The following is a 20,379-nucleotide window of genomic DNA, read 5'->3' as shown; positions in this document are numbered from 1 at the left end:
TTTGATTGAACAACTACAGCGGGTTGAAGATTTTAGAACGACTGATGGTCGAAGACATCCACTTTGGCTAGTGTTGCTGTTTGTAATAATGGGCACTATGAGTGGATATGTTGGGTATCGTGCATGGGGAGATTTTGTCAAACGGCATCGTCTGGCGCTCATAGAAATATTTGGAATCCAAAAACATGGGGTTCCCTCATATTCGACAATCCGACGTGTAATTATGGGAGTAGATTTCGATAAACTAGCTGAAAAATTTAATGAATGGGCCAAAAAGTCTGTGGATTTAGAAGTATCAGAATGGTGTGCAATAGACGGTAAAAGTATTAAGGGTACAGTGCAAAACTATAGTTCATCTCATCAGAATTTTGTGAGCATAGTATCAGTATTTGCTGGCAAAAAAGGGCTAGGTATCGGGATGGAGAAATTTGAGAACCAACTCAAAAGCGAAATCCAAGTTGTACAGGAGCTAGTCACAGCCTTGGGTCTAGAAGGTGTAGTTTTGAGCTTTGATTCCTTACATTGCCAAAAAAAACTTGCCAAATAATTATAGGAAGTGGCAATGATTATGTCATTGCTGTTAAAGAGAATCAGCCCAAACTACATAGCCATATTCAACGCATTGCCGCTACCAAAAAACCAACTTCTCGTGTAGTTGAGATAGAAAAAACTAGAGATAGATTTACAACACGTATTGTCGAAGTTTTTCATGATGTTAATGGAATTGACCCAGCATGGACTGGAATACAATCTTTAGTCAGGGTCGAAAGAATTGGCACGAGAAAAGGTAAGAAATATCATGAAATTGTTTGTTACATTAGCAGTTTGATTTGTACAGCCAAGGAGTTTGCTCTCGGTATTCGCGGTCATTGGGGTATCGAAAATTGCCTCCATTGGGTCAAAGACGTTGTTTTCAAAGAAGATACTTCCACAATCCGTCTTGGCAACGCTCCCGCAAATCTTTCTATTTTGAGAGCGCTCGCTCTCAACATCCTCCGCCGAAACGGTCATACTTCCATCACAACTGCTCAAAGATTTCTCTCTCATGATATTGACCAACTTCTTGCCCTTGTGGAATGAAACAGCCCTGCTAAGCCGAGCCGTTCAGCTTCTTGCTGTAGATACGGATGCATGAAAGGGTTTGGCTCAATACCAATCCAATGAATGTCGGACGGATAGTAAGACAAGTTGGGGCCCGTACCAGAGCCAATTTCTAAAACATTACCATGCAGTTCGGCAAACAAAACTCGCTTTCTGTCAGCTATCTCCTCTTCGTACTTAGCGTTGCCATGAGCCATTATCCAGGCAAATAAGCGTTTATACCAGTCTGGAGAACCTTTTGTATTTAACGCTACAGTATGTATCTTCGCCATCATTATTTTCTCAATTCTAGAACTATAGCTGGCGTTGCTCAAGCTATCATTATTACTCTCTACTGATTAACTAAGGTAATGGCTGAACTGTAATTTAATTGCAAATAATCCTAACGTTCAAAATGCCTTGATTGCAGATTTGAGCGATTAGTATTTCAAGTTATTATAGCTATGTTGATAGACTTCAAATTTATTTCAGTTCTCTCCATGTCTTGCCGCTATCTTGGGATTGAAAGACTGCATTATTATCATTTACCGTATAAAATATTTGGGGATTGCTAGGGGCGATCGCTAGTTTTACAACTACACCATTAGTTTCAGTCCAAAGTTTCGCCCAGGTTTTACCACCATCACTGCTACGATAAATACCGGGTGCTGATTTGAGAAAGCGATAGCCATACATTATAAGATTGTTACCTTCTTTTTGTAGAGCCAAACTGATAACAGGAGCTTCCTGTGTATTAGCTACTAACGTCCAGTCATTGCCGCTGTTAGTGCTTTCATACATTCCCAAACGGGTAGTTGCAAACAAATGCTCAGGGTTTCGCGGGTCAACTGCAAGGTCAAAAGGAGCATCGCCTAATCCTATCATGCGGGGTTTAATCCAAGTTTTGCCACCATCAGTAGAAGTATGCAGCCCTTGCGCCCCAGAAGCAGGCCATCCATAAAAAACGTTGGGGTTACTCGGTGCGATCGCTATTGCATGAAAATCTACCCCAGGCATAGAAATTTGTTTCCAATCTTGCCCTTGATTTTCACTGATCTGGAATCCTAGATTACCTCCTGTGTGTGGATGCCCGCTGGAATAAAAGCGTTTACTGTTAATTGGATCGGCAGTAAAGCCCATATAATCAGCTCGCTCTTTTCCCATCCAAAACCATTCTCCAGTTTCAGAACGTTGCAAGAGTCCATTATGACTTGCAACATAAATAATATTGGGATTATCTCGATTCACAGTCAAACCATGAACATGATTATTTACTTGCCAATTGACCGCTTTTTCTAGGGATACATTTACAGCCTTTGGTTGAGGCTGGTTGTTTGGCTGGTTGGTGGAGAGTAACTGGTTAGTTGACTGATTGCTAGTAGGCTGCTGGATAGAACGACCGAACCACACCCCCAAGCCTCCGCTTAAAAAGAGGGAAACTGCTATGGGCAAAGCACAGCAAGCCACCATAGCAATTCCCATCCATTTCATCATGTTGTGGTCTTTTGAGTCAGGCTGACTCATAATTTTGTTGCTCCTGAGTAAGTTTTCTGCTGTAATAAAGCTGTTTACTTATGATGAAATGCAAAAGCAAGCCTGATTTGAGCTTCTGGATAAAAGGAATGAGTTCGATAGTCATCTTGGTTTACCTTAAGTTCCTTAGCCAAACCATAAGATAACTTCCTTAGCAATGATTTCATTAGCCTTTTTCGGCGAGACTTCTCTAAACATTCCTATTTTTTTCTGACATTTCAAATTCAAATGTGTTTCTCGCCGAGGATTTATCAAGCTCTATCTTGATGGACTGTCTTGGTTGTTTATCATTCCGGGCATATTGTTCATCATCCCTGGCTTATTATTCATCATTGCTTGGCAACACTTACATCCGGTTTGGTTTGGCTGCTGTGACGTTTGATTTGTTGGCGCTGTTTTTTGACTGGTCAGCACTTGAGTTAGTTTTGCTTCGCTTATAGCCCTAGCGGATTGATTCGGGGTTACAGTTTCCTTGGGGGTGTTTGCAAAGGAAGCAGTAGTGGTTAACGTCAGCAATGCAAAACTGGCAACGGCTCCGCTCAATGCTGTTTTAACGCTTGTACTAATGTTCATTTTTTACTCTCCATTATTCTGCCAAGCTAGTAGTATTTGAAAAACTAAGACCATACTAAAGTCTCTAGTCGGGTATAGAGTCAAGTCATAAATTTCCTATCCTCGTAAATTGTGAACAGGTATATCAGAGCAAGCAACTTCCTCAATCAAGCTACAAAGCTCTTTATTACAAGGATTATCCAAGGGTCGGTTTGCCCAACGCTGTTGATATGCCTCTAGCTCATCCTTCAGTTCCTTCATGCGATAAATCTGCTCCTCAAGATGAGCAATTTTCTGTTTGAGTAAGTCCCGAACTAGTGGACAAGCAGGGTCGCCTTGTGAACGGATGCCTAGCACTTGCTGAATTTCGGACAGGGAAAACTGTAAAGATTGGGCTTTTTTGATGAATTGCAGCCTGTTGATTGCCTCGCAGTCGTAATAACGGTAGCCACTTTCACTTCTTTCAACTGGTTTTATTAAGCCCAAGCCTTCGTAATACCGAATGGTTCCCACTGCCACATCAGTTTGCTTTGCTAGCTCACCAATTTTCAGGAGTTTTTTTGGGGATGATACTTCACAACAAACTTGTTCCACGACAGCAATCATAGTTATTTACTACTATGTGTTGTTATAACTTTAAAGTCTATAGTCAGCTAGAGAGTCAAGTGATAATTGGAAAATTTTGTGTAAAGTTTAATTACAATACTTGTGGGCAAAAATATTAGCTTAAAACTTGATGAGCCAAAGTTCCAAATTTGAGGAGATGATATGTCCAAATAATTTTAATTGAGGTTATTTGGAAAATAATATTTACCTATGGGGTTGACTCTATAGCCGGCTAGAGGCTTCAGAATGAATGAGTAAAAAGAATTTTGGTGGATATCATGACAAAACGTCAAATAGAAATTTTTACTGCTGACTGTCCTCTTTGCGATGAAACAGTTCAATTGGTGCAAGAATTGACTTGCCCTAATTGTGAAGTATCGGTTTATAACTTGCGACAAGAACAGGAGAAAGCCCAGCAGTATGGAGTGAATGCAGTGCCTGCGATCGCAATCAATGGAAAACTGGTTGTGACTGGTAAACCCAGTCGAGAGCAACTCCAATCTGCTGGTGTAGGTCAGCCCTTAAATTAGAAGCAGTAAGAACAAGGAATTTACTACCCGTTCGAGTGGCAAATTCGTGCAAGTGAGCTATTAGTTTGTTTCTAGCTAGAAACAAACTAATAGTATATAATCATACTAAGCATTAGTGCTTTAATTAGCTCTTTTCATGTCCTAAGCTATCGATGTATTTAAATACTAAGTTTCTTAAAAACCTCTTTAAAATACAATTTTGATTATCATAGATTAGCTAATTAACTTCAAAGTATGCCATGTTAACTCAGCAGGATAAAAAGCCGCTTTTAATTGGTCAAGTAACAGCTTTAAGCGGAGTGCCCATCAGGACAGTTCGCTATTATGAAAGTCTAGGTCTACTTAATTCTTCTGGAAGAACAGAGGGTGGTTTTCGGAAATTTTCATCAGATGTGCTTACACGTTTAGCATTTATTAAACGGGCGCAAAGTCTTGGTCTTAGTCTTGAAGAAATCAAAAATCTTCTTAATATACATGATGAAGGAAATCTGCCTTGTGGTGAAGTTAAACAAAAGCTGGAAGATAAGGTGAATGAGATTGACCATCAGATTGAAGAGCTATTAACTTTAAGAGATGAACTAACAGAATTACTCTCAGAGGATGTTTGAAAAGTTTTAGGGAGTCAAAAATTAAGCCAATCGCTTCACCATAATACGGATCATTGCAAGGTAGATAAACGTTTCTGAGGTTTCGGGCAATAATTCATAATCTCTGACCAATCGCCGACATCCCATGAACCAGCCAAAAGTGCGTTCCACCACCCAACGTTTTTTGAGCAAAACAAAGCCCTTGGTTTGCTCTGGTCGCAGCACCACCTGTACAATCCAGCGACAAAAATTCATGACCCACTGCATGAACGGTTCTCCATCAAAGCCACCATCAACCCAGATGGTGGTTAACCGAGATTGTGGCTGAGACTGTTTAACTCGTTGGAGAACTTGTTTGCCTCCTTCTCGCTCACCGACATTGGCTGCTGTTACCAAGACCCGCAGCACTAACCCCAAGGTATCAACGGTCATAAATCGCTTGCGTCCTTTAATTTTCTTGCCAGCATCAAAGCCTACTGATTGACTCACCATTGCCGCACTCTTGACGCTTTGGCTATCAATTATCGCTTCCGATGGACTCGGATGACGTTCAATTTCGATTCTCGTCCATTCTCGGAGACTATCGTGAATGTGCAACCATGTCCCGTCTTTACGCCAGTTTCGGAAATATGTGTACACTGTTTGCTCTCGTAGGAAAGTCCCCAGGTAGCGAACGCCATCTCACTCCTTCTAGCAGGATGTAAAAAATTGCATTCAGGACTTCCCACATATCGACTTCACGCTTACGACCACCCGGTTTCCCTTCTGGAATCAAGTCGCTAAGAAATTCATATTGTGCGCGGCTCAGGTTACTGAGGTAAGCTTTACTCATGTCGCTCTCTCGGTGCTGTTTATTATCTATTCACAGCGTATACTGAGAGAGCTTTTTTACAACATCCCTGACTTTTCAAACACCCTCTCAGGTTGGGATAATTTTACAGGTAAACGAAAGGATACGATATCCCTCTTCTGTCACTTTCCGGAATGAGCAAGTAGTAACTAAGCGAAATTATCCAGAAGCATAATAGGGTTTAAATTGATTCATTGCACTAATTAATTGATTGAATCCCAGCAATAAATGAGAATTAGGGAAAATATGTATCCAGGGATAAATCAACCAAAATAGTAAGAGTGGTTGGGCAATGAGACGTAGATTATTTAAAGTATTTTTCCATCCGGATTCATGGTTCCATTGTTGATGATTAGAAAAATTAGCATCACTATTTTCTTGTAACTCAGGTTCAATTTTACGAGATAGATTTAAGCCTAACAAGGCGGAAGAATTTAAACTAATCATTGTGTAAACACAAAAAATCATTTCCCACCATCTCTCAATATGTTGAAAATTTGTGAACCGATAATTTGTCCAACCTAGTTCCTGTTTACACTGTCGAAAACCATATTCTACCCAGGTTCTTAATCCATATAAATCTCCTAAAGTTTTCTTGAGATTACCTTGAAGATTTGTCATTACGAAAGAAGTTGAATTCTCTGGCATGGTTTCTGGATCAGTGGTTATTTCCCAGTAAGTTATGGCTCTTTTTTTACCATAAATTATTTCCCTAATGTATCTAATTTCTGATTTCTGATTGCTAAATGTTTTTTCAAATTTACACCATTTATTCGCCCTAACGCTCTGTCCTGCTGGCAACCAGACTCCATGATTACTTCTTATTGCTACAACATAATCTAGTTGATATTCAGCTAGTTTTCTAATAAATTGGCTACTTTCACCATACAAACTATCTGCTAGTACTAATTTAATATTAAAGCCTGATTCAATTAGCTCCGTAATAATTTCTGATGCTAATTCTATTTTAGTTTTATATTTATCTCCTGATTTTAGCGTCCCTTTTGGTTTGAATATTTTTACACTTAAAGGAAAAGTTATATTAGAGTAAAGTCCATAAGCATTCACTGAAACTATTCCATTATCGACTTTTCCGACACTCCCTAAATATTGCCTAGCTACATAATCAGTCTTCTTTCCTTTTTCCTGTCTCCTGTTTCATCTATTACTACTGTAATCGCATTGCCATCTAATGCTGTTTTTAGTCGATTTAATCTTCGTTGTTTTAATTCCTCTACTGACCAATCTGAATTAGCTAAAAAATGATGTAATGACTGTGCAGAGTTTATACTTACGGCTTTCGCTATCTCTGGTAACGATTTTCTTTTAATTGGTGACATTATTCCCAGATGTAAATATTTGAAACACTCATAATTTCTTACTTCTTTAAACAGGTCTTTATACTCTGCACAATATTCATCTATGATGGTAACTGTTGGGTGAGCATCTCTTGGCAAATGCTTGAGGATTTGTAATTCTACATCCATTGCCCTACTTACCTTTCAAGGTTTTCTTTTTTTATTCTTTTATTCAGAATACCCGGAAAGTGACAGAAGAGGGATAGCCCTTGATTCCTCCTTTTTCAGTCGTTTTCACAGTTTGAGAGTCGATAATTCCGGCTGATGGTTCTATGTCTCGTCCACAGATGTCCCTGAGTTGCGATCGCAGAATTAAAGTGAATTTTTTCCCACACACCTTTACGTTGCCAACGTTGAAAATACGAGTATACAGTTTGCCATGCTGGTAAATCATGTGGCATCATTCGCCATGAGCAGCCTGCACGCAAGATGTAAAAAATCGCATTTACCACTTCCCTCATATCGACTTCACGCTTTTTTCCACGTTTTTGCTTTCGTTCTGCCGGAATAAGGGATTTAATCGAATGGCACTAAGAAAAGCCCAAAGGCTTGTGTCATCTGGTTCCCAGCCTGGAGGCTGGGAATGTATTTAAAAGAGGCAGAGCCTCTTGTCAAGCTACTGGAGGCGGAGCCTCCCAGAATGGGTTCCCTGCCTAGAGGCTGGGAACCAGTCAGAGCAAGGGCTGTATCTTTTCTTAGTGCCATTCGGATTTAATCAAATCCCATTCTGCATCGGAAATGTCTGTGGGGTATGATTTTCGACTCATGGCATCCGATTCAAATATGACGAGTGTCTTTTTTGAAAATACCTGTCATCGGTAATGATTGCAGTGCTCTTTATTTTTTATTTATAAACACCCTCTAAGGGGGTAATTCACCGTGGCCTCAAGCAAGAGAAGGGTGTACTTCATTTACTTGCAAAGTGCTGTATCTGTATCAAGTTTTTCGTGAAATGGTATGAACTCAAGCAAAATTAAGATAGTATATTTTTGAGCTTAGAAGTTAATAAAATATTTTTAGTACAAAAAAAAATATATGTTTACCTGTATTTCATCTTGATTTTATTTCCTTTTTATATAATAAATTTTAGAGATATGTTCCTCATGTTTCACAAACTTGATAGGCTTATAGTACAACTATAAGCCTGTTTTCTTATAGAATACCAGGGTACAGCATTAGATCTCATCTTAATTTCATTTTGACTTCCCATATTAAATTTTATAACCCGCTTTTGTCACTCTCCGGAAACACAAATCAAAAGCAATGTTTAAAACTCTGACTGGGACTGGGTTTGTGACTTTATTTTCTAATATGATAAGCATTATCATTGTTTTATCCTGAAACTCTTATGCAGTAAGAATTATAGATTTTTATCTATGGAGAGTGACAGAAGAGGGATAAGCTTAATGGTGGCTATGCACGCGAGCTGGAGGGGAGACGAAACAGCCTAAAAAGCTTGGTGTATAAGATGGGTAGCGTTTTGTGATAGAAAAAGGTAGGTCTAGTTTTGTCAATAAGACCTACTTAATGATAATGTTAGCTATATTGTACCAAAAGCACTTAAAAAGTCAATTGAGTTTAGCAGAATATCTGTTGCTAAAAATTTTGATACATCTGTTGCAGTCAATCAAAGAAGTAACTTTAGAAAAATTAGCGAATGCGCTACCTTTGGGAATTAAATTTGAAAGCAGAAGAAAAAGAATACAAAGATTTTTATCATTACCAAATCTCACAATTGAAAAAGTTTGGTTGCCAATTATTCAAGAACTAATAGCAAACTACTTCCAGAATGAAAAAATTATTTATATAGCAATTGATAGGACTAATTGGAGTCGGATAAACTTATTAATGGTCAGCGTGATTTGGGATAAAAGAGCCATACCAATATATTTTAGTTTGCTGCCCAAATTAGGTAGTAGTAATCTCACGGAACAGCAGAAAATATTATCGCCAGTTATAGCAATATGAAAAGATTATAAAATCTGTGTGTTGGGGGATAGAGAATTTTGCTCGGTAAAACTAGCAAAGTACCTTCAGAGCAAGGATGTATATTTTTGTTTGCGATTGAAAAAGAATGAATTTGTAGAAATTAAACAAGATATGTTTATGGAGTTAAGCAGTTTAGGATTAACTCCTGGAGTATCTTTTTTTATCAAGGGAGTTAAGGTAACAAAGACTCAGGGTTTTATCAGTTTTAATGTGGCTGGTAAGTGGCAACGTAAAATTAACGGAGTAGCACCCAAAGAAGCATGGTTTATTTTAACAAATTTTGACACCCTAGAGTCAGCAATTGCTGCTTACAAAAAGCGATTTGATATTGAAGAAATGTTTAGAGATTTCAAAACAGGTGGCTATAACTTAGAAAACACTAATGTTCAAGGTGAACGTTTTATTTCTCTAGTTTTGTTGATAGCGATCGCTTACACCTCTGCAACAATTAATGGTCAACTTATTAAACGCAAAGGAATCCAAAAATATATAGCTCGGATTAAAGAAAGGAGTCGTTCTCAACGGAGACACAGTAGTTTTTATATCGGCTTATATGGTCAAACATGGGTACATTTCAAGGATAGCTGTATTGATTTAGTCACACAATTAATGAGAATTAATCGTAATAAGTGGAAGCATTATCAACAAGGTTTAAGAGCCATGAAGCTTATTGAATCTATATTGTAGCTTATTTCGTCTCCCCTTCAGGCACGCGAGACAAATGTTGGTGAGAACCAGGACACAAAGCTTTTTGTTAATTGTATTTTTTCTAATTTATGCTTTGCAATGTTAATTTTTTTGCAAACTGATTATTTCATCTTAATTTCATAGTGACCTGTCAAACTGGTTTTGTAAAGGTTCATTCACAAAGAATAAACCTGTAATCTAACTAATGTACTTAATTATTTTGGAGGAAAATATGAAGAGGTCATTGATTTATGCTATTGTATTGACTCTGAGTAGCACAGCTATTATTGCTCCTAGCTATGCAACTGCTAGAACAGATGATGGTAGAGTTCCCCATATTGATGGAAATTCACAATTCCCTCCCATACGCTGGGGAACTTTTAGACATACTTTCCGGTTGCACATTCCCCAAAATAGCAAAGCTGTTACCCAACTACTTATTAAAGTTCCAGACAATGTAACTATAAGTAATAGCATTCAGGATATCGATGTCGTGGATGAAAATGGGCAGAAAATTAACACTAATGTATCTGTTAACGGGAAAACAATACTACTAGCTTTCGCCGAACCAGTTGCTCCTAACACTAAGTTTGATATTGACCTTAATAAAATAAAAAGGCGAAATCTTGGTAATGGTTCTGTCTACAGCTTCTCAGCTAGAGAGGTTGGTATTGATGCAGAAATTCCCATAGGTTTTGCTTGGTTTCGTACTTACTAATACAACCTTGTTTCACTAAAAAACTATGGGATTTCATTGAGATTTCATCTGTGAATGTCAAACTGATAATAGAAAGTGAATTGAACTAGTTTTTAAGGAGAATCAAAATGAAAAGCTTAATTTATACTGTTGCATTCACAATGGCATTTACATCTTCAGTTGATGCTGTTTTTGCAAGCGGAAAACCAAGTGATTTTAGCGCTTCTCATTTGATGAAAAGTGCTGCCATTCCTAATACTACTTATGCCACAGATGCTACTCACCAATTTGAAGTCCATGTGCAGGGTAAACCTCTGGCAGGACTTACAATTAATTTGCCTGAAGGAGTGAAAATTGATAGAGGAATTGAGGTAAAAAATCAATCAGGGCAAAAAATTCCCACGACAGTTTCTATGAATGGACAAAAAGCTACTGTAGCTTTTTCACAACCAATAGACCCTGAGACAAAACTCTCAATTTTAATGAGAGGAGTCAATACTCAAATCTATGAACCAGGCTATGCTGCAACTTGGCAGTACCAAGTTTATGCCAATAAAGTTGGATTCACTCAAGAAATCTCACTTGGTCTAGCTCGGATTCAGACCTACCCTTAGTCAGAGCAATTCTTCGAGTTTATAAAACTGGTGCTTTAAGCTCTCATATTGCTAGAAGTAGGGCTGCAAATTGTGATAGATGCGTGTTTGGTGGTTTTTTGATTCATTTACCTGTGATTTTATCCTAGTTTCATCATGCTCTGATATTCTAGTCATGGGAGTGAATCCTGTAACTAGATTTTCAGGTTTGAAGAGACAAGAAATCATGTCGGAATCAAATTTAGGTGTGAGTGAGAAAACAATCATGACCAAACCATTCTGGAATGTTCTAAGGCTCAGTCCAGTTATTGTTGCCGCTATATTTTTCGCTGCTAACAGCGCTTTAGCAGCTGAGGCTAACGAACAGGTAATAACTGTAGACCAGTTGACTGCCCAATCAGACAACTTTGGTCAAGTCACATCAGTTTCTCAGTTTTCTGACGTGCAACCCACAGACTGGGCATTCCAAGCCTTACAGTCCTTAGTTGAGCGCTACGGCTGTATTGCAGGCTATCCCAATAGCACCTATCGTGGCAACCGCGCTTTGACCCGCTATGAATTTGCCGCTGGTTTGAACGCCTGTTTAGACCGAGTTAACGAATTGATTGCTACTGCTACTGCTGACTTAGTAACAAAAGAGGATTTGGCTACCTTACAGCGTCTGCAAGAAGAATTTTCTGCGGAACTAGCTACCCTGCGTGGTCGCGTAGATGCTTTAGAAGTACGCACTGCTGAGTTGGAAGCCAATCAGTTCTCGACTACCACCAAGTTAATTGGGGAAGCAATTTTTAACGTATCTAATGTTTTTGGTAGCAATCTAAGGGCAGTTTCTTCTGGTGTAAATCCAAGTACTGCTCCCAACCTAGATTCTAATACTATTCTAACTGACCGGGTTCGTCTGAGATTGGAATCAAGTTTTGTTGGTACAGACCTATTGCAAATCCGCTTGCAATCCCGGAACGTCACTGCCTATGACACAAATGTGACGGGTACTGATATGACCCGCTTCGGTTTTGATGGAAATCAGAACAATGAGACTGCCATCGATAAAATTAACTATGCTTTCAACCTGAGTAATGCAGTGCGGGTAAAAATTGATGCAGCAGGCGGTAACATCTACGACAACATCAACACCTTCAACCCTGATCTTGCCAGTGATGGTAAGGGCGCTTTATCTCGCTATGGTCGATTTAGTCCTATCTATCGCACTGGTGTCGGTGGTGCAGGTGCAACCATAACTTTCAATCCTACAGGAGCTTTCACTGCATCTGCGGCTTACATAGCTCGCACAGCTAGCAATCCTGGTTCAAATGGAGGTCTGACAAATGGTGCCTATACAGCCCTTGGTCAGGTAGCTTTCAGGCCTAGTAATGCATTTAATATTGGTCTTACCTACGCTCACAGCTATCAAAATAGTTTATCCAGTGTAAACTTGTTTGAGGGTACAGGTAGTGTATACGCAGGTAATCCCTTCAATGGAGTTGCTACTACTGCCAACCATTACGGTATAGAAGCTACCTTCAAACCCAGTTCCAAGTTAACTATTGGTGGTTGGTATGGTTACAGCAACGCTGAAGCCAGGGCAAGTGGTACGGGTGTGAATCAAGGTGATGAAGCATCAATGAATTACTGGGCTGCAACCGTAGCCTTCAAAGACTTTGGCAAAGAAGGCAACTTGCTTGGTCTGATTTTTGGTCAACCACCTAAAGTAAGTGATAATGATGCATTCACTTCCGCCGCAAGAACTACTAGGCGTAAAGATAACGACACCTCTTACCACTTAGAAGCTCTGTACCGCCTACAGATCAACGATAATATTTCCGTCACTCCTGCTTTATTGGTCATCTTCAATCCAGAGCATAATAATAACAACGACACAATTTACGTTGGTACACTGCGTACCACTTTCACTTTCTAAAACTACTAATCATCATCATTTCATTAATAGTATTGTCATCAATACATAGAACTGTTTTTAAGTTCTAATTCTGTCTAGTAGTATGTGTTAAATACAACGCTCTAGTCTTTCGATTAGGGTGTTGTATTATTTAGGCAAGTATAAATTTTAAAGTTTCTGAGGCAGCTTGATATTTCATCTTAATTTCATACTGATTTGTCACAATAAAGATAACTCAATAGATTTCTTGCTAGTAGTTAGTTTCCATAACTTCTCTAACTGACTTTTGCTCACACCAATTTACAATCATTTGTGGTAATGAGGTCTATTGAATTTTTTCTAACTGTTAATATTTTAATACTTTTATTTTAGACAACATAATAAAAACTTACACATTAAAATTCACTAAATATGAAACTTGTATAGTTTTAAGCACATTTACTAGATTTTAGAAGTTATATGGTGCTAAGGCTTTTTATTTAACTGATATTAGTAGCGTATATCCTGTTAACTCTACCATACGTAATGCTGTTTAAAATTACCAAATCCAGTAGCAAGAAAAGGAGTGCGATTGCCTACAGCACTGGCAATCGTACTCCTTTTCTTTTATAAATTATTCAACGTCGCAGTAGTTTAGAGGATGTTTTAAAAGTAAAAACCAGTCAAAAATCATGCCAGTCGTCGAACCATAATACGAATCATGGCAATATAGATAAAAGTCTCCGAAGTTTGGGGTAGCCTTTCATAATCTTTGCTCAAGCGCCGACACCAATTAAGCCAGCCAAAAGTGCGCTCAACAACCCAACGTTTTGGTAAATGGACAAAACCCTTTTTCTCCAAAGGTCTAAGAACAATTTCGACAATCCACCGAAACATATCCATCACCCAGCGCATAAATTCTTCGCCTCGATATCCCCCATCCATCCAAATAGTATTCAACCGTTTTACCTGATGACCAGTATCGTGAACTCGTTGGAGAACTTTTTTCGCTCCTTCGCGTTCTGGAAGACTTGCAGATGTCACCAAAACGCGTAAAACTAGACCCAGTAAATCTACACTTAAATGGCGTTTACGCCCATGAATTTTTTTACCTGCGTCGTAACCAACATCAATAGATATCATCGTTGCTGTTTCTACTGATTGGCTATCAACTGCCGCTTCTGAGGGACTAGGTTCACGTCCTGCGTCTACCCGCACCCACTGGTAAAGTTGATCGTGAATCTTTAACCACGTACCATCTAGGCTCCATCTCCAAAAATAACCATAAACTGTTGACCATGCAGGAAAATCTCCTGGTAGACCTCGCCATGTACACCCTTCACACAGTACATAGAGAATTGCATTCACTACTGCAAATAAGGTTAATTTTCGGGGACGACCACCCGGCTTTGCTTCTGGCAACAGGTCTGCAATTAATTCCCACTGTTCCCAAGTCAAATTGCTACGGTATGCTTTAGTCATTCGCTCATAAGGTGCTGTTTTCTACAAATCTCAGCATAAGCCTTGTGAGCTTTCTTACAATACCCCCCACTTTTAAAACATCCTCTTATATAACGGTTCCAGATCGGTTGAGGTACGTTTTAAAAGCTATTAACCTTGGTAAACAAAATTTGGGTGTACCTCAGTTGCTTAGGAAACGATATACTTTGCGATCGCAAAGTATATCTCTTTTCACCAAAAATGCAGAAAAATCGAAATTTTTTAATTTCCTATTCTTCTGCAAGGAAAAAGTACTGCCTGTATTTTGACTCTCTTATTTACGTTGCAGTGCGAAAAAAAGCACTATAATTTCACTGACAGTACCTGCAAGCATTCCATACGCTGCTGAAGTAGCTCCACTATGTCTAGTAAAAATCAGACTTGCACATACTATCAGGGTAAAAGCTGCGGCAACTAATGTTGCAAGGTTGATGAACCAATTTTTTGCTCGGTGAATCAGCAACCCTTGAAACGTATTTTGCAATGCCAGGAGCAGAGGTAAAAATGACAATATTTGTACAACCGGACGAGCTGCTTCCACAAGAGATGGATTATTTCCCAAAAACTGGCTAAGTAATAACAATCCTTTGTCCGTAAACCCAAGAAAAATTGGTATTACAGTAAAGCCCAAACCGACAAGAACCACAAAAGCAACAAGTGTTCGCTTAGAAGTTTCTTCATAAGTAGAAATTACCACTTGTTGAATCATGCGTGTACCGTTAGCGATCGAAAGAAGTAGCCCCCAAGCAGCGGGCCACACAGCGAGTGCAAGACTACCATCGAATGAGCGAGCAATGAGACTTAAGAGTATTGCCCTTGCACCCCAGACAATAAGCATTGTTGAGGCTAAAGGAAGATAGTAAAATGTGACTCCTGGAAAAGTTTTAGGCAGTTTCTTAGTTTCAGAATTTACTTGCTGGTTGAGAATAGAAATAGCACCAAGACGCAAACAGAACCATGTGACCAATACTGCTTCAATAAGTATGCCTCCCATCATGGTGATACCTGCAAGAAATGCCCCATCACTTCTAAGACTAACCCCCACTGTCAGCGCCACAATTACCCAAGTAAATCGTGCAACACCTGCCCATCCTACAGCCACGCTCTTTTGAGCGCGGATAAGCAGCCCCTGAAAGAATCGTCGCCAAGCAATAACGAAAGGCCACAGGAACATCAATAAAAAAGCAGTTCTCCCTTGCGCTGCAATAAATGGGCTAACGCCAAATACCTCTAAAAGAAGCCAGTTATACAAAGGCTCCCAAGTGAGTAAAAGGAAGATACCACTGAGAGAAAGTCCCGCAATTACCGTAAACTGCCAAAGTGCGCGGCGAGATTTGACTTGTCCTCCAAGAGCAGTTGAGGCATGAATAATCATGATAATGGGGCTTTCTAGAAATACGGCAACCCCTTTGACTACCCCAACTCCGGCTAATGTCTCTTGTGGAAAGGCCAGGCGACTGAGTGCAGCAGTCTGAAGTGGATCGCCGAGAGTCATTGCCACATCAGTTAAGGAAAGAGGTATGAACTGAGCAAGTAACATCAATAGCGATCGCTGGGAGGCTGTTCTATTACCTTCCTGTTCCTGCTGAGGTGAGGTGTTCATGAAATTTTTGAGCACTATATAATAAGCCACTAAAAATACACAGGAGTCAGTGAGGCGATCGCATCATCAAGATGCTCTCCTTGTTTCAGGGTAAATCCATGATGATCAAGCCAATGGTCGTCGTACACTGTCTCAAGATATCTATCCCCTGCATCGGGATTGATCATCAGAATCCGCGCACCAGCACCAAGAGAGTGAGCTAGATGCAAGCCACCAGCGACAATTGCCCCTGTTGATGCACCAAGAAGCAATCCTTCACGACGTGCGAGTGCATGACATACCGAGTAAGCAAGCGCCTCTGGTACCACGTAAGCACGATTAAGCAGCGAAAGCTCTAGATTAGGTGGAAAGAACGATAATCCAACACCCGTCATCTTGTATGGTTTTGCTGGGGTTCCCATAATGACTGAACCCTCAACATCAACGCCAACAATACGTATTTCTGGAAATCGTGGTCGAAGATAACGAGCAATTCCCATTATTTGTCCCGCAGTGCTAACACCAACAACGACAGCATCAAGATCGGAGGAAAAATGAGCTTCAATCTCACGCGCAGTGTAGTATGAATGTGCCTCCGTATTCAGAGGATTCAAGTGTTGACATGGATACCAAGCATTGGGAATAGTTGCGGCAAGCTCACGGGCTCGTTTCATTCTTGCCTTCTGCATCGAGCCTGATTCGTCTGCCTCATGTAGCGGTACATCCACAAGTTCAGCACCATATGCTTTCAGCATTCGTCTAAAGGGTGGAGCAGTTTTTGCATCGACGACAATAATCACTCGATACCCTCGGACTGCTCCTACCATAGCCAGACCAACGCCGAAATTTCCTGAACTTGACTCGATAATCGTACCACCAGGTATAAGAAGCCCTTCCTCCTCTGCACGCGTCACGAGATAGACTGCATTTTTCTCCTTAATAGACCCTCCTGGATTGCAGCTCTCTAACTTCAAAAAACATTCTGAGACAACACATACAGGAGAAATATTTTTGAGTTTTACAATCGGTACATTTCCTATTGCCTCGGTAACATCAGCGGCAATAATCTTTTTCCATTTACTATGATTGTTCCATTGACAGTTAGAAACGTTCTCGAATGATGAAGATTTTGTAAGCTGATTCATATTTAACATCCAAAAAAATCAAAAATTAGTAGGAATTATCAGGGCTGAATTAACTTGCTCATTGGAGCGGATTTTTATTTGCAATATCACTACTACATTGTTTTATTGACGATACGAATTGTAGTGACTATTGCTTGTATAGCTCATCACCACCTAAATCTGTTTCAATTTGACCAAAAGTAAATATCAATTAGGTCTGAGCGATAACTATCTGAGCAAGTCTTTAAGTCATGTCCACAAAAATATTGATATCCATTATTGAATCGACCTATTTTTTATCTTGAAGGATAAATATGAAATTAAGATGAAGTTTTCTATTTTGTCTTTAATATTTTCCAAAGTTCAGTATTGATGATGTATTTTTATCATTTAATTAACTTCTAGTTGTTGTATATTTTTAAAAATAATTCAAAATTAATTAATGTTGGGTCTAAGTTATCCTACTAGTTGAAGACCAACAAATTAAAAATTCGGTGGTCTTCAACCCATTTATTCATCCGCAATTCGTACAGGATTCATGTGCTCATTCTAACTCATGAATCCTGAATTATTTCTTGATAAATTTAACAAAGTGCTCTTAAATGCATATGAATTAGAATTAGCTGCAATATTTATTGTCATAACTTCTAACTTTAGAGATAAAAGGCTAACTTCATTTGCATATCAACTAATTAACGACAACAAATTTTCTAAATGTCTTGAAACAATTTAAATTTCATCTTAATTTCATATTTCCGTGTCAAAATTATTATTGACTCAATAGATATCTTGCAAAACTTAGTTTCTATAACTCCTCAAACTAAGTTCACACCCTATTTTGGCAAGTTGGTCTACTGAGTCTTTTTTCTTTGATTATGTATCGCTAAGATACTAGTTACTGTTAGGTTTTGTATAGCTTAATTCTAATTCTTAAGAATTTCATCCTAATTTCATAAACTTCTGTCAACCTATTTATAGGGGTATCCCTATTGCAGACTATGCTTACATCACAAATTTACAACGAACCTTTAACTATTCAATTTGATATGAGGGTGCTGCTAGTCGAAGATGAGCCGGATTTGGGGGCTGCTATTAAGCGCACCTTAAATCAACAAAAGTACTTAGTTGATTGGGTAATGGATGGTACTGAAGCATGGGCTTACTTAGAAAATAGCTCGGCACAATATACAGTAGCGATTCTCGATTGGATGCTTCCTGGAATTACTGGTTTAGAATTGTGTAAAAGACTACGTTACAAAGGTAATCCTCTTCCCATCTTGATGCTAACTGCTAAAGATAGAATGGAAGATAAAGTTGCCGGACTAGATGCTGGTGCTGACGATTACCTAGTAAAGCCCTTTAGTATGGTAGAACTACTGGCACGATTGCGGGCTTTGCAGCGTCGCTCTCCGCATTTCCAACCTCAACAATTGACTGTTGGTAACTTGACTCTAGATTATGGCAACAGCACAGTTGTAAGACAAAATACTACAGGTGAACCGGAAAGGATTCCTTTGACTAACAAAGAATTCCAACTACTCGAATATTTTATGAAGCACGCCAACCAGATTGTTACTACCGAACAAATTCGCAATCAAATTTGGGAAGTTAATGCAGAATCTAGTAGCAATGTAGTGGCGGCGCAAATACGTTTGTTACGTCGCAAACTCACCAATAGCGACTGTACTAACTCAATTGAAACTTTGCACGGTATGGGATATCGTCTTAATTTCACCAATGAATCAGAATAAGCTGTTTCGGCTCACCCGTATTCGGTTGGCTCTGTATTATGCCATCGTTATGGGTTTAATTTTAAGCCTATGTGCCTTCGGTTTTTATCGAGCAGTGTTTCATGCTCATGTGGTGGCTTTAGACAGTGAAATCGAGTCTGTAGCGGGAACATTGCACGACAGTATCGAACTAAAACTACAGTTACCTGGACGTTTAGAACCATTGGCATATCAATTATTTCCAAATATAGATAAATGTGGAACTGGAGCTACTAATTGTATTCAACAACAGTCAGATTCTAAACGTCATCTTCTTGGTATCGTTACTAAAAGTAGCTACTATATACGTTTTTTTGATACTTCTGGAAAATTAATTGCTACTGCTGGTTATTATCCAGAAGGATTACCTGACATTTTTAATCAAAAAACTTGGCAATTTCTCAAAGACAGCAAAGGCAAAGATTATCATCAAGTTACTCTAGAGTTGCATACCCAAAATCATCAAGACTGGGGATATATGCAAATAGGGCGAAGTTTAGAAGAGTTTAATCATTACTTAGATATTGTAAAACTAATTTTGGTATTAGGGCTGCTAGTTGCTATGAGTATGATTGCTGCTGCTAGTTGGTGGCTATCAGGATTAGCTATGCAGCCAATTTATCAATCCTATCGACAAATTCAACAGTTTACAGCAGATGCCGCACATGAATTACGAACGCCTTTAGCTGCAACAGGTGCAACAGTGGAATCAGCACTTTTAATGCCGCAAATAGATTCTGAAGATACACGGGATATTTTGCAAACTATACAGCGTCAAAATCAACGGCTAACGGCTTTAGTTGTTGATTTATTAATGTTAGCACGTTTAGATAAACAAGCCCAAAAGTTACAACGTGAAAATTGTTGCCTAAATGATATTGTTAGCGATTTAGTTGAGGAATTTGAAGCGATGGCAAATGCCGCAGAGATAAAGCTGACATCTTTAATACAAGTGCATCAACCTCTGAATATTATAGGTAATGCTGACCAGCTTTATCGCTTGTTTTCTAATTTAATTGTCAATGCAATTCAATACACACCTAGAGAAGGAGAAGTAACGGTTTTATTAGACCGCAACGACCATTATGCTGTAATCAAAGTTCAAGATACAGGCATTGGTATCCCAAAACACGAACTGACTCGAATTTTTGATCGCTTTTATCGAGTGAGTAGTGATCGCTCTCGTAGCACTGGTGGTTCTGGATTAGGATTAGCAATTGTTCAAGCTATTGTTCAAGCACATCAAGGTAAATTAAATGTGCAAAGCGAATTGGGTCAAGGTAGTACTTTTACAGTTGAATTACCTTTGGATGTTGCTCCACTAAGGAGCGTAGGCGCAGCCCGCCGTAGGCATCGCTCTATCTCTCTATTGAAATTGATGTATCGCAATTTACGTAGTTAGTTATAAATAAGATTTTTTACCTAATACGAAGTTGCCAAAGATAGTATTGTTACATTCTATTTGG

The 20,379-nt window shown here is 39.1% G+C and carries 14 protein-coding genes and 5 pseudogenes; 9 read left to right on the top strand and 10 right to left on the bottom strand.

All coding sequences use genetic code 11. The features are described 5' to 3' along the window. Positions 1 to 19: 19 nt before the first annotated feature. Positions 20 to 1,080 (top strand): annotated as a pseudogene (locus tag MIC7126_RS32465) (ISAs1 family transposase); the annotation flags it as partial. Here MIC7126_RS32465 and MIC7126_RS0122290 read toward each other — a convergent pair. The 4 genes from MIC7126_RS0122290 to MIC7126_RS0122275 all read right to left on the bottom strand — a co-directional run bounded on the left by MIC7126_RS0122290 (position 1,044) and on the right by MIC7126_RS0122275 (position 3,771). Beyond that, positions 1,044 to 1,376, bottom strand: a complete 333-nt coding sequence (locus MIC7126_RS0122290) for a class I SAM-dependent methyltransferase (protein WP_026100463.1) — start codon at positions 1,374 to 1,376, stop codon at positions 1,044 to 1,046. The pseudogene MIC7126_RS32465 and the gene MIC7126_RS0122290 overlap by 37 nt on opposite strands. A 187-nt stretch (positions 1,377 to 1,563) precedes the next feature. Then, complete coding sequence (locus MIC7126_RS0122285; RefSeq protein ID WP_017655375.1) at positions 1,564 to 2,604, bottom strand: F510_1955 family glycosylhydrolase; 1,041 nt, start codon at positions 2,602 to 2,604, stop codon at positions 1,564 to 1,566. A 267-nt stretch (positions 2,605 to 2,871) separates the two neighbouring features. Beyond that, entirely contained in the window at positions 2,872 to 3,186 is a 315-nt protein-coding gene (locus MIC7126_RS0122280; protein WP_017655374.1) for a hypothetical protein, read from the bottom strand. Positions 3,187 to 3,282: 96 nt separating this feature from the next. Continuing rightward, positions 3,283 to 3,771 carry a heavy metal-responsive transcriptional regulator gene (locus tag MIC7126_RS0122275; protein ID WP_017655373.1) on the bottom strand — a complete coding sequence of 163 codons (489 nt, stop codon included), beginning with the start codon at positions 3,769 to 3,771 and terminating at the stop codon, positions 3,283 to 3,285. Positions 3,772 to 4,049: 278 nt separating this feature from the next. On the opposite strand from MIC7126_RS0122275, the gene MIC7126_RS0122270 reads away from it, so the two are divergent. Together MIC7126_RS0122270 and MIC7126_RS28095 are read left to right on the top strand one after the other, a co-directional pair. Then, the gene (locus MIC7126_RS0122270) at positions 4,050 to 4,301 is read left to right on the top strand and encodes a thioredoxin family protein (RefSeq protein ID WP_017655372.1); all 252 of its coding nucleotides are present in this window, start codon (positions 4,050 to 4,052) and stop codon (positions 4,299 to 4,301) included. Positions 4,302 to 4,540: 239 nt separating this feature from the next. Beyond that, positions 4,541 to 4,909, top strand: coding sequence for a heavy metal-responsive transcriptional regulator (locus tag MIC7126_RS28095; protein WP_017655371.1), 369 nt, complete (start codon positions 4,541 to 4,543; stop codon positions 4,907 to 4,909). Between the two features lie 21 nt (positions 4,910 to 4,930). On the opposite strand, the pseudogene MIC7126_RS28090 reads toward MIC7126_RS28095, so the two are convergent. The 3 pseudogenes from MIC7126_RS28090 to MIC7126_RS32460 all read right to left on the bottom strand — a co-directional run. After that, positions 4,931 to 5,720: pseudogene (locus MIC7126_RS28090) on the bottom strand (IS5 family transposase). Positions 5,721 to 5,897: 177 nt separating this feature from the next. Then, positions 5,898 to 7,225: pseudogene (locus MIC7126_RS28085) on the bottom strand (IS701 family transposase). Between the two features lie 226 nt (positions 7,226 to 7,451). After that, positions 7,452 to 7,581: pseudogene (locus MIC7126_RS32460) on the bottom strand (transposase); the annotation flags it as partial. 1,048 nt (positions 7,582 to 8,629) lie between these two features. On the opposite strand from MIC7126_RS32460, the pseudogene MIC7126_RS28080 reads away from it, so the two are divergent. The 4 genes and pseudogenes from MIC7126_RS28080 to MIC7126_RS0122230 all read left to right on the top strand — a co-directional run bounded on the left by MIC7126_RS28080 (position 8,630) and on the right by MIC7126_RS0122230 (position 12,980). Next, positions 8,630 to 9,772 (top strand): annotated as a pseudogene (locus MIC7126_RS28080) (IS4 family transposase). A 232-nt stretch (positions 9,773 to 10,004) separates the two neighbouring features. Further along, on the top strand, positions 10,005 to 10,490 hold the full coding sequence (locus MIC7126_RS0122240; RefSeq protein ID WP_017655367.1) for a DUF2808 domain-containing protein: 486 nt from the start codon (positions 10,005 to 10,007) through the stop codon (positions 10,488 to 10,490). Positions 10,491 to 10,597: 107 nt separating this feature from the next. After that, a complete protein-coding gene (locus tag MIC7126_RS0122235) occupies positions 10,598 to 11,083 on the top strand; it encodes a DUF2808 domain-containing protein (protein ID WP_017655366.1) in 486 nt (161 codons plus the stop codon). 244 nt (positions 11,084 to 11,327) lie between these two features. Continuing rightward, on the top strand, positions 11,328 to 12,980 hold the full coding sequence (locus tag MIC7126_RS0122230; protein WP_026100462.1) for an iron uptake porin: 1,653 nt from the start codon (positions 11,328 to 11,330) through the stop codon (positions 12,978 to 12,980). A gap of 648 nt (positions 12,981 to 13,628) precedes the next feature. On the opposite strand, the gene MIC7126_RS0122225 is transcribed toward MIC7126_RS0122230, so the two are convergent. The 3 genes from MIC7126_RS0122225 to MIC7126_RS0122215 all read right to left on the bottom strand — a co-directional run bounded on the left by MIC7126_RS0122225 (position 13,629) and on the right by MIC7126_RS0122215 (position 17,165). Next, positions 13,629 to 14,420, bottom strand: a complete 792-nt coding sequence (locus tag MIC7126_RS0122225) for an IS5 family transposase (protein WP_017655364.1) — start codon at positions 14,418 to 14,420, stop codon at positions 13,629 to 13,631. A gap of 292 nt (positions 14,421 to 14,712) precedes the next feature. Beyond that, on the bottom strand, positions 14,713 to 16,041 hold the full coding sequence (locus tag MIC7126_RS0122220) for a hypothetical protein (RefSeq protein WP_017655363.1): 1,329 nt from the start codon (positions 16,039 to 16,041) through the stop codon (positions 14,713 to 14,715). Between the two features lie 29 nt (positions 16,042 to 16,070). Further along, entirely contained in the window at positions 16,071 to 17,165 is a 1,095-nt protein-coding gene (locus MIC7126_RS0122215; protein ID WP_026100461.1) for a cysteine synthase family protein, read from the bottom strand. Positions 17,166 to 18,142: 977 nt separating this feature from the next. Between MIC7126_RS0122215 and rppA the strand changes: the two genes are divergently transcribed. Both rppA and rppB read left to right on the top strand, forming a co-directional pair. Continuing rightward, positions 18,143 to 18,895, top strand: coding sequence for a two-component system response regulator RppA (gene rppA, locus MIC7126_RS0122205; RefSeq protein ID WP_017655360.1), 753 nt, complete (start codon positions 18,143 to 18,145; stop codon positions 18,893 to 18,895). Continuing rightward, positions 18,882 to 20,315, top strand: coding sequence for a two-component system sensor histidine kinase RppB (rppB, locus tag MIC7126_RS0122200; RefSeq protein ID WP_017655359.1), 1,434 nt, complete (start codon positions 18,882 to 18,884; stop codon positions 20,313 to 20,315). Before rppA ends, rppB begins: the two co-directional genes overlap by 14 nt. Positions 20,316 to 20,379 lie beyond the last annotated feature (64 nt).

The sequence above is a fragment of the Fortiea contorta PCC 7126 genome (genome assembly GCF_000332295.1).
GTDB lineage: Bacteria > Cyanobacteriota > Cyanobacteriia > Cyanobacteriales > Nostocaceae > Fortiea > Fortiea contorta.
This window is presented reverse-complemented; position numbering and strand designations above follow the sequence as displayed.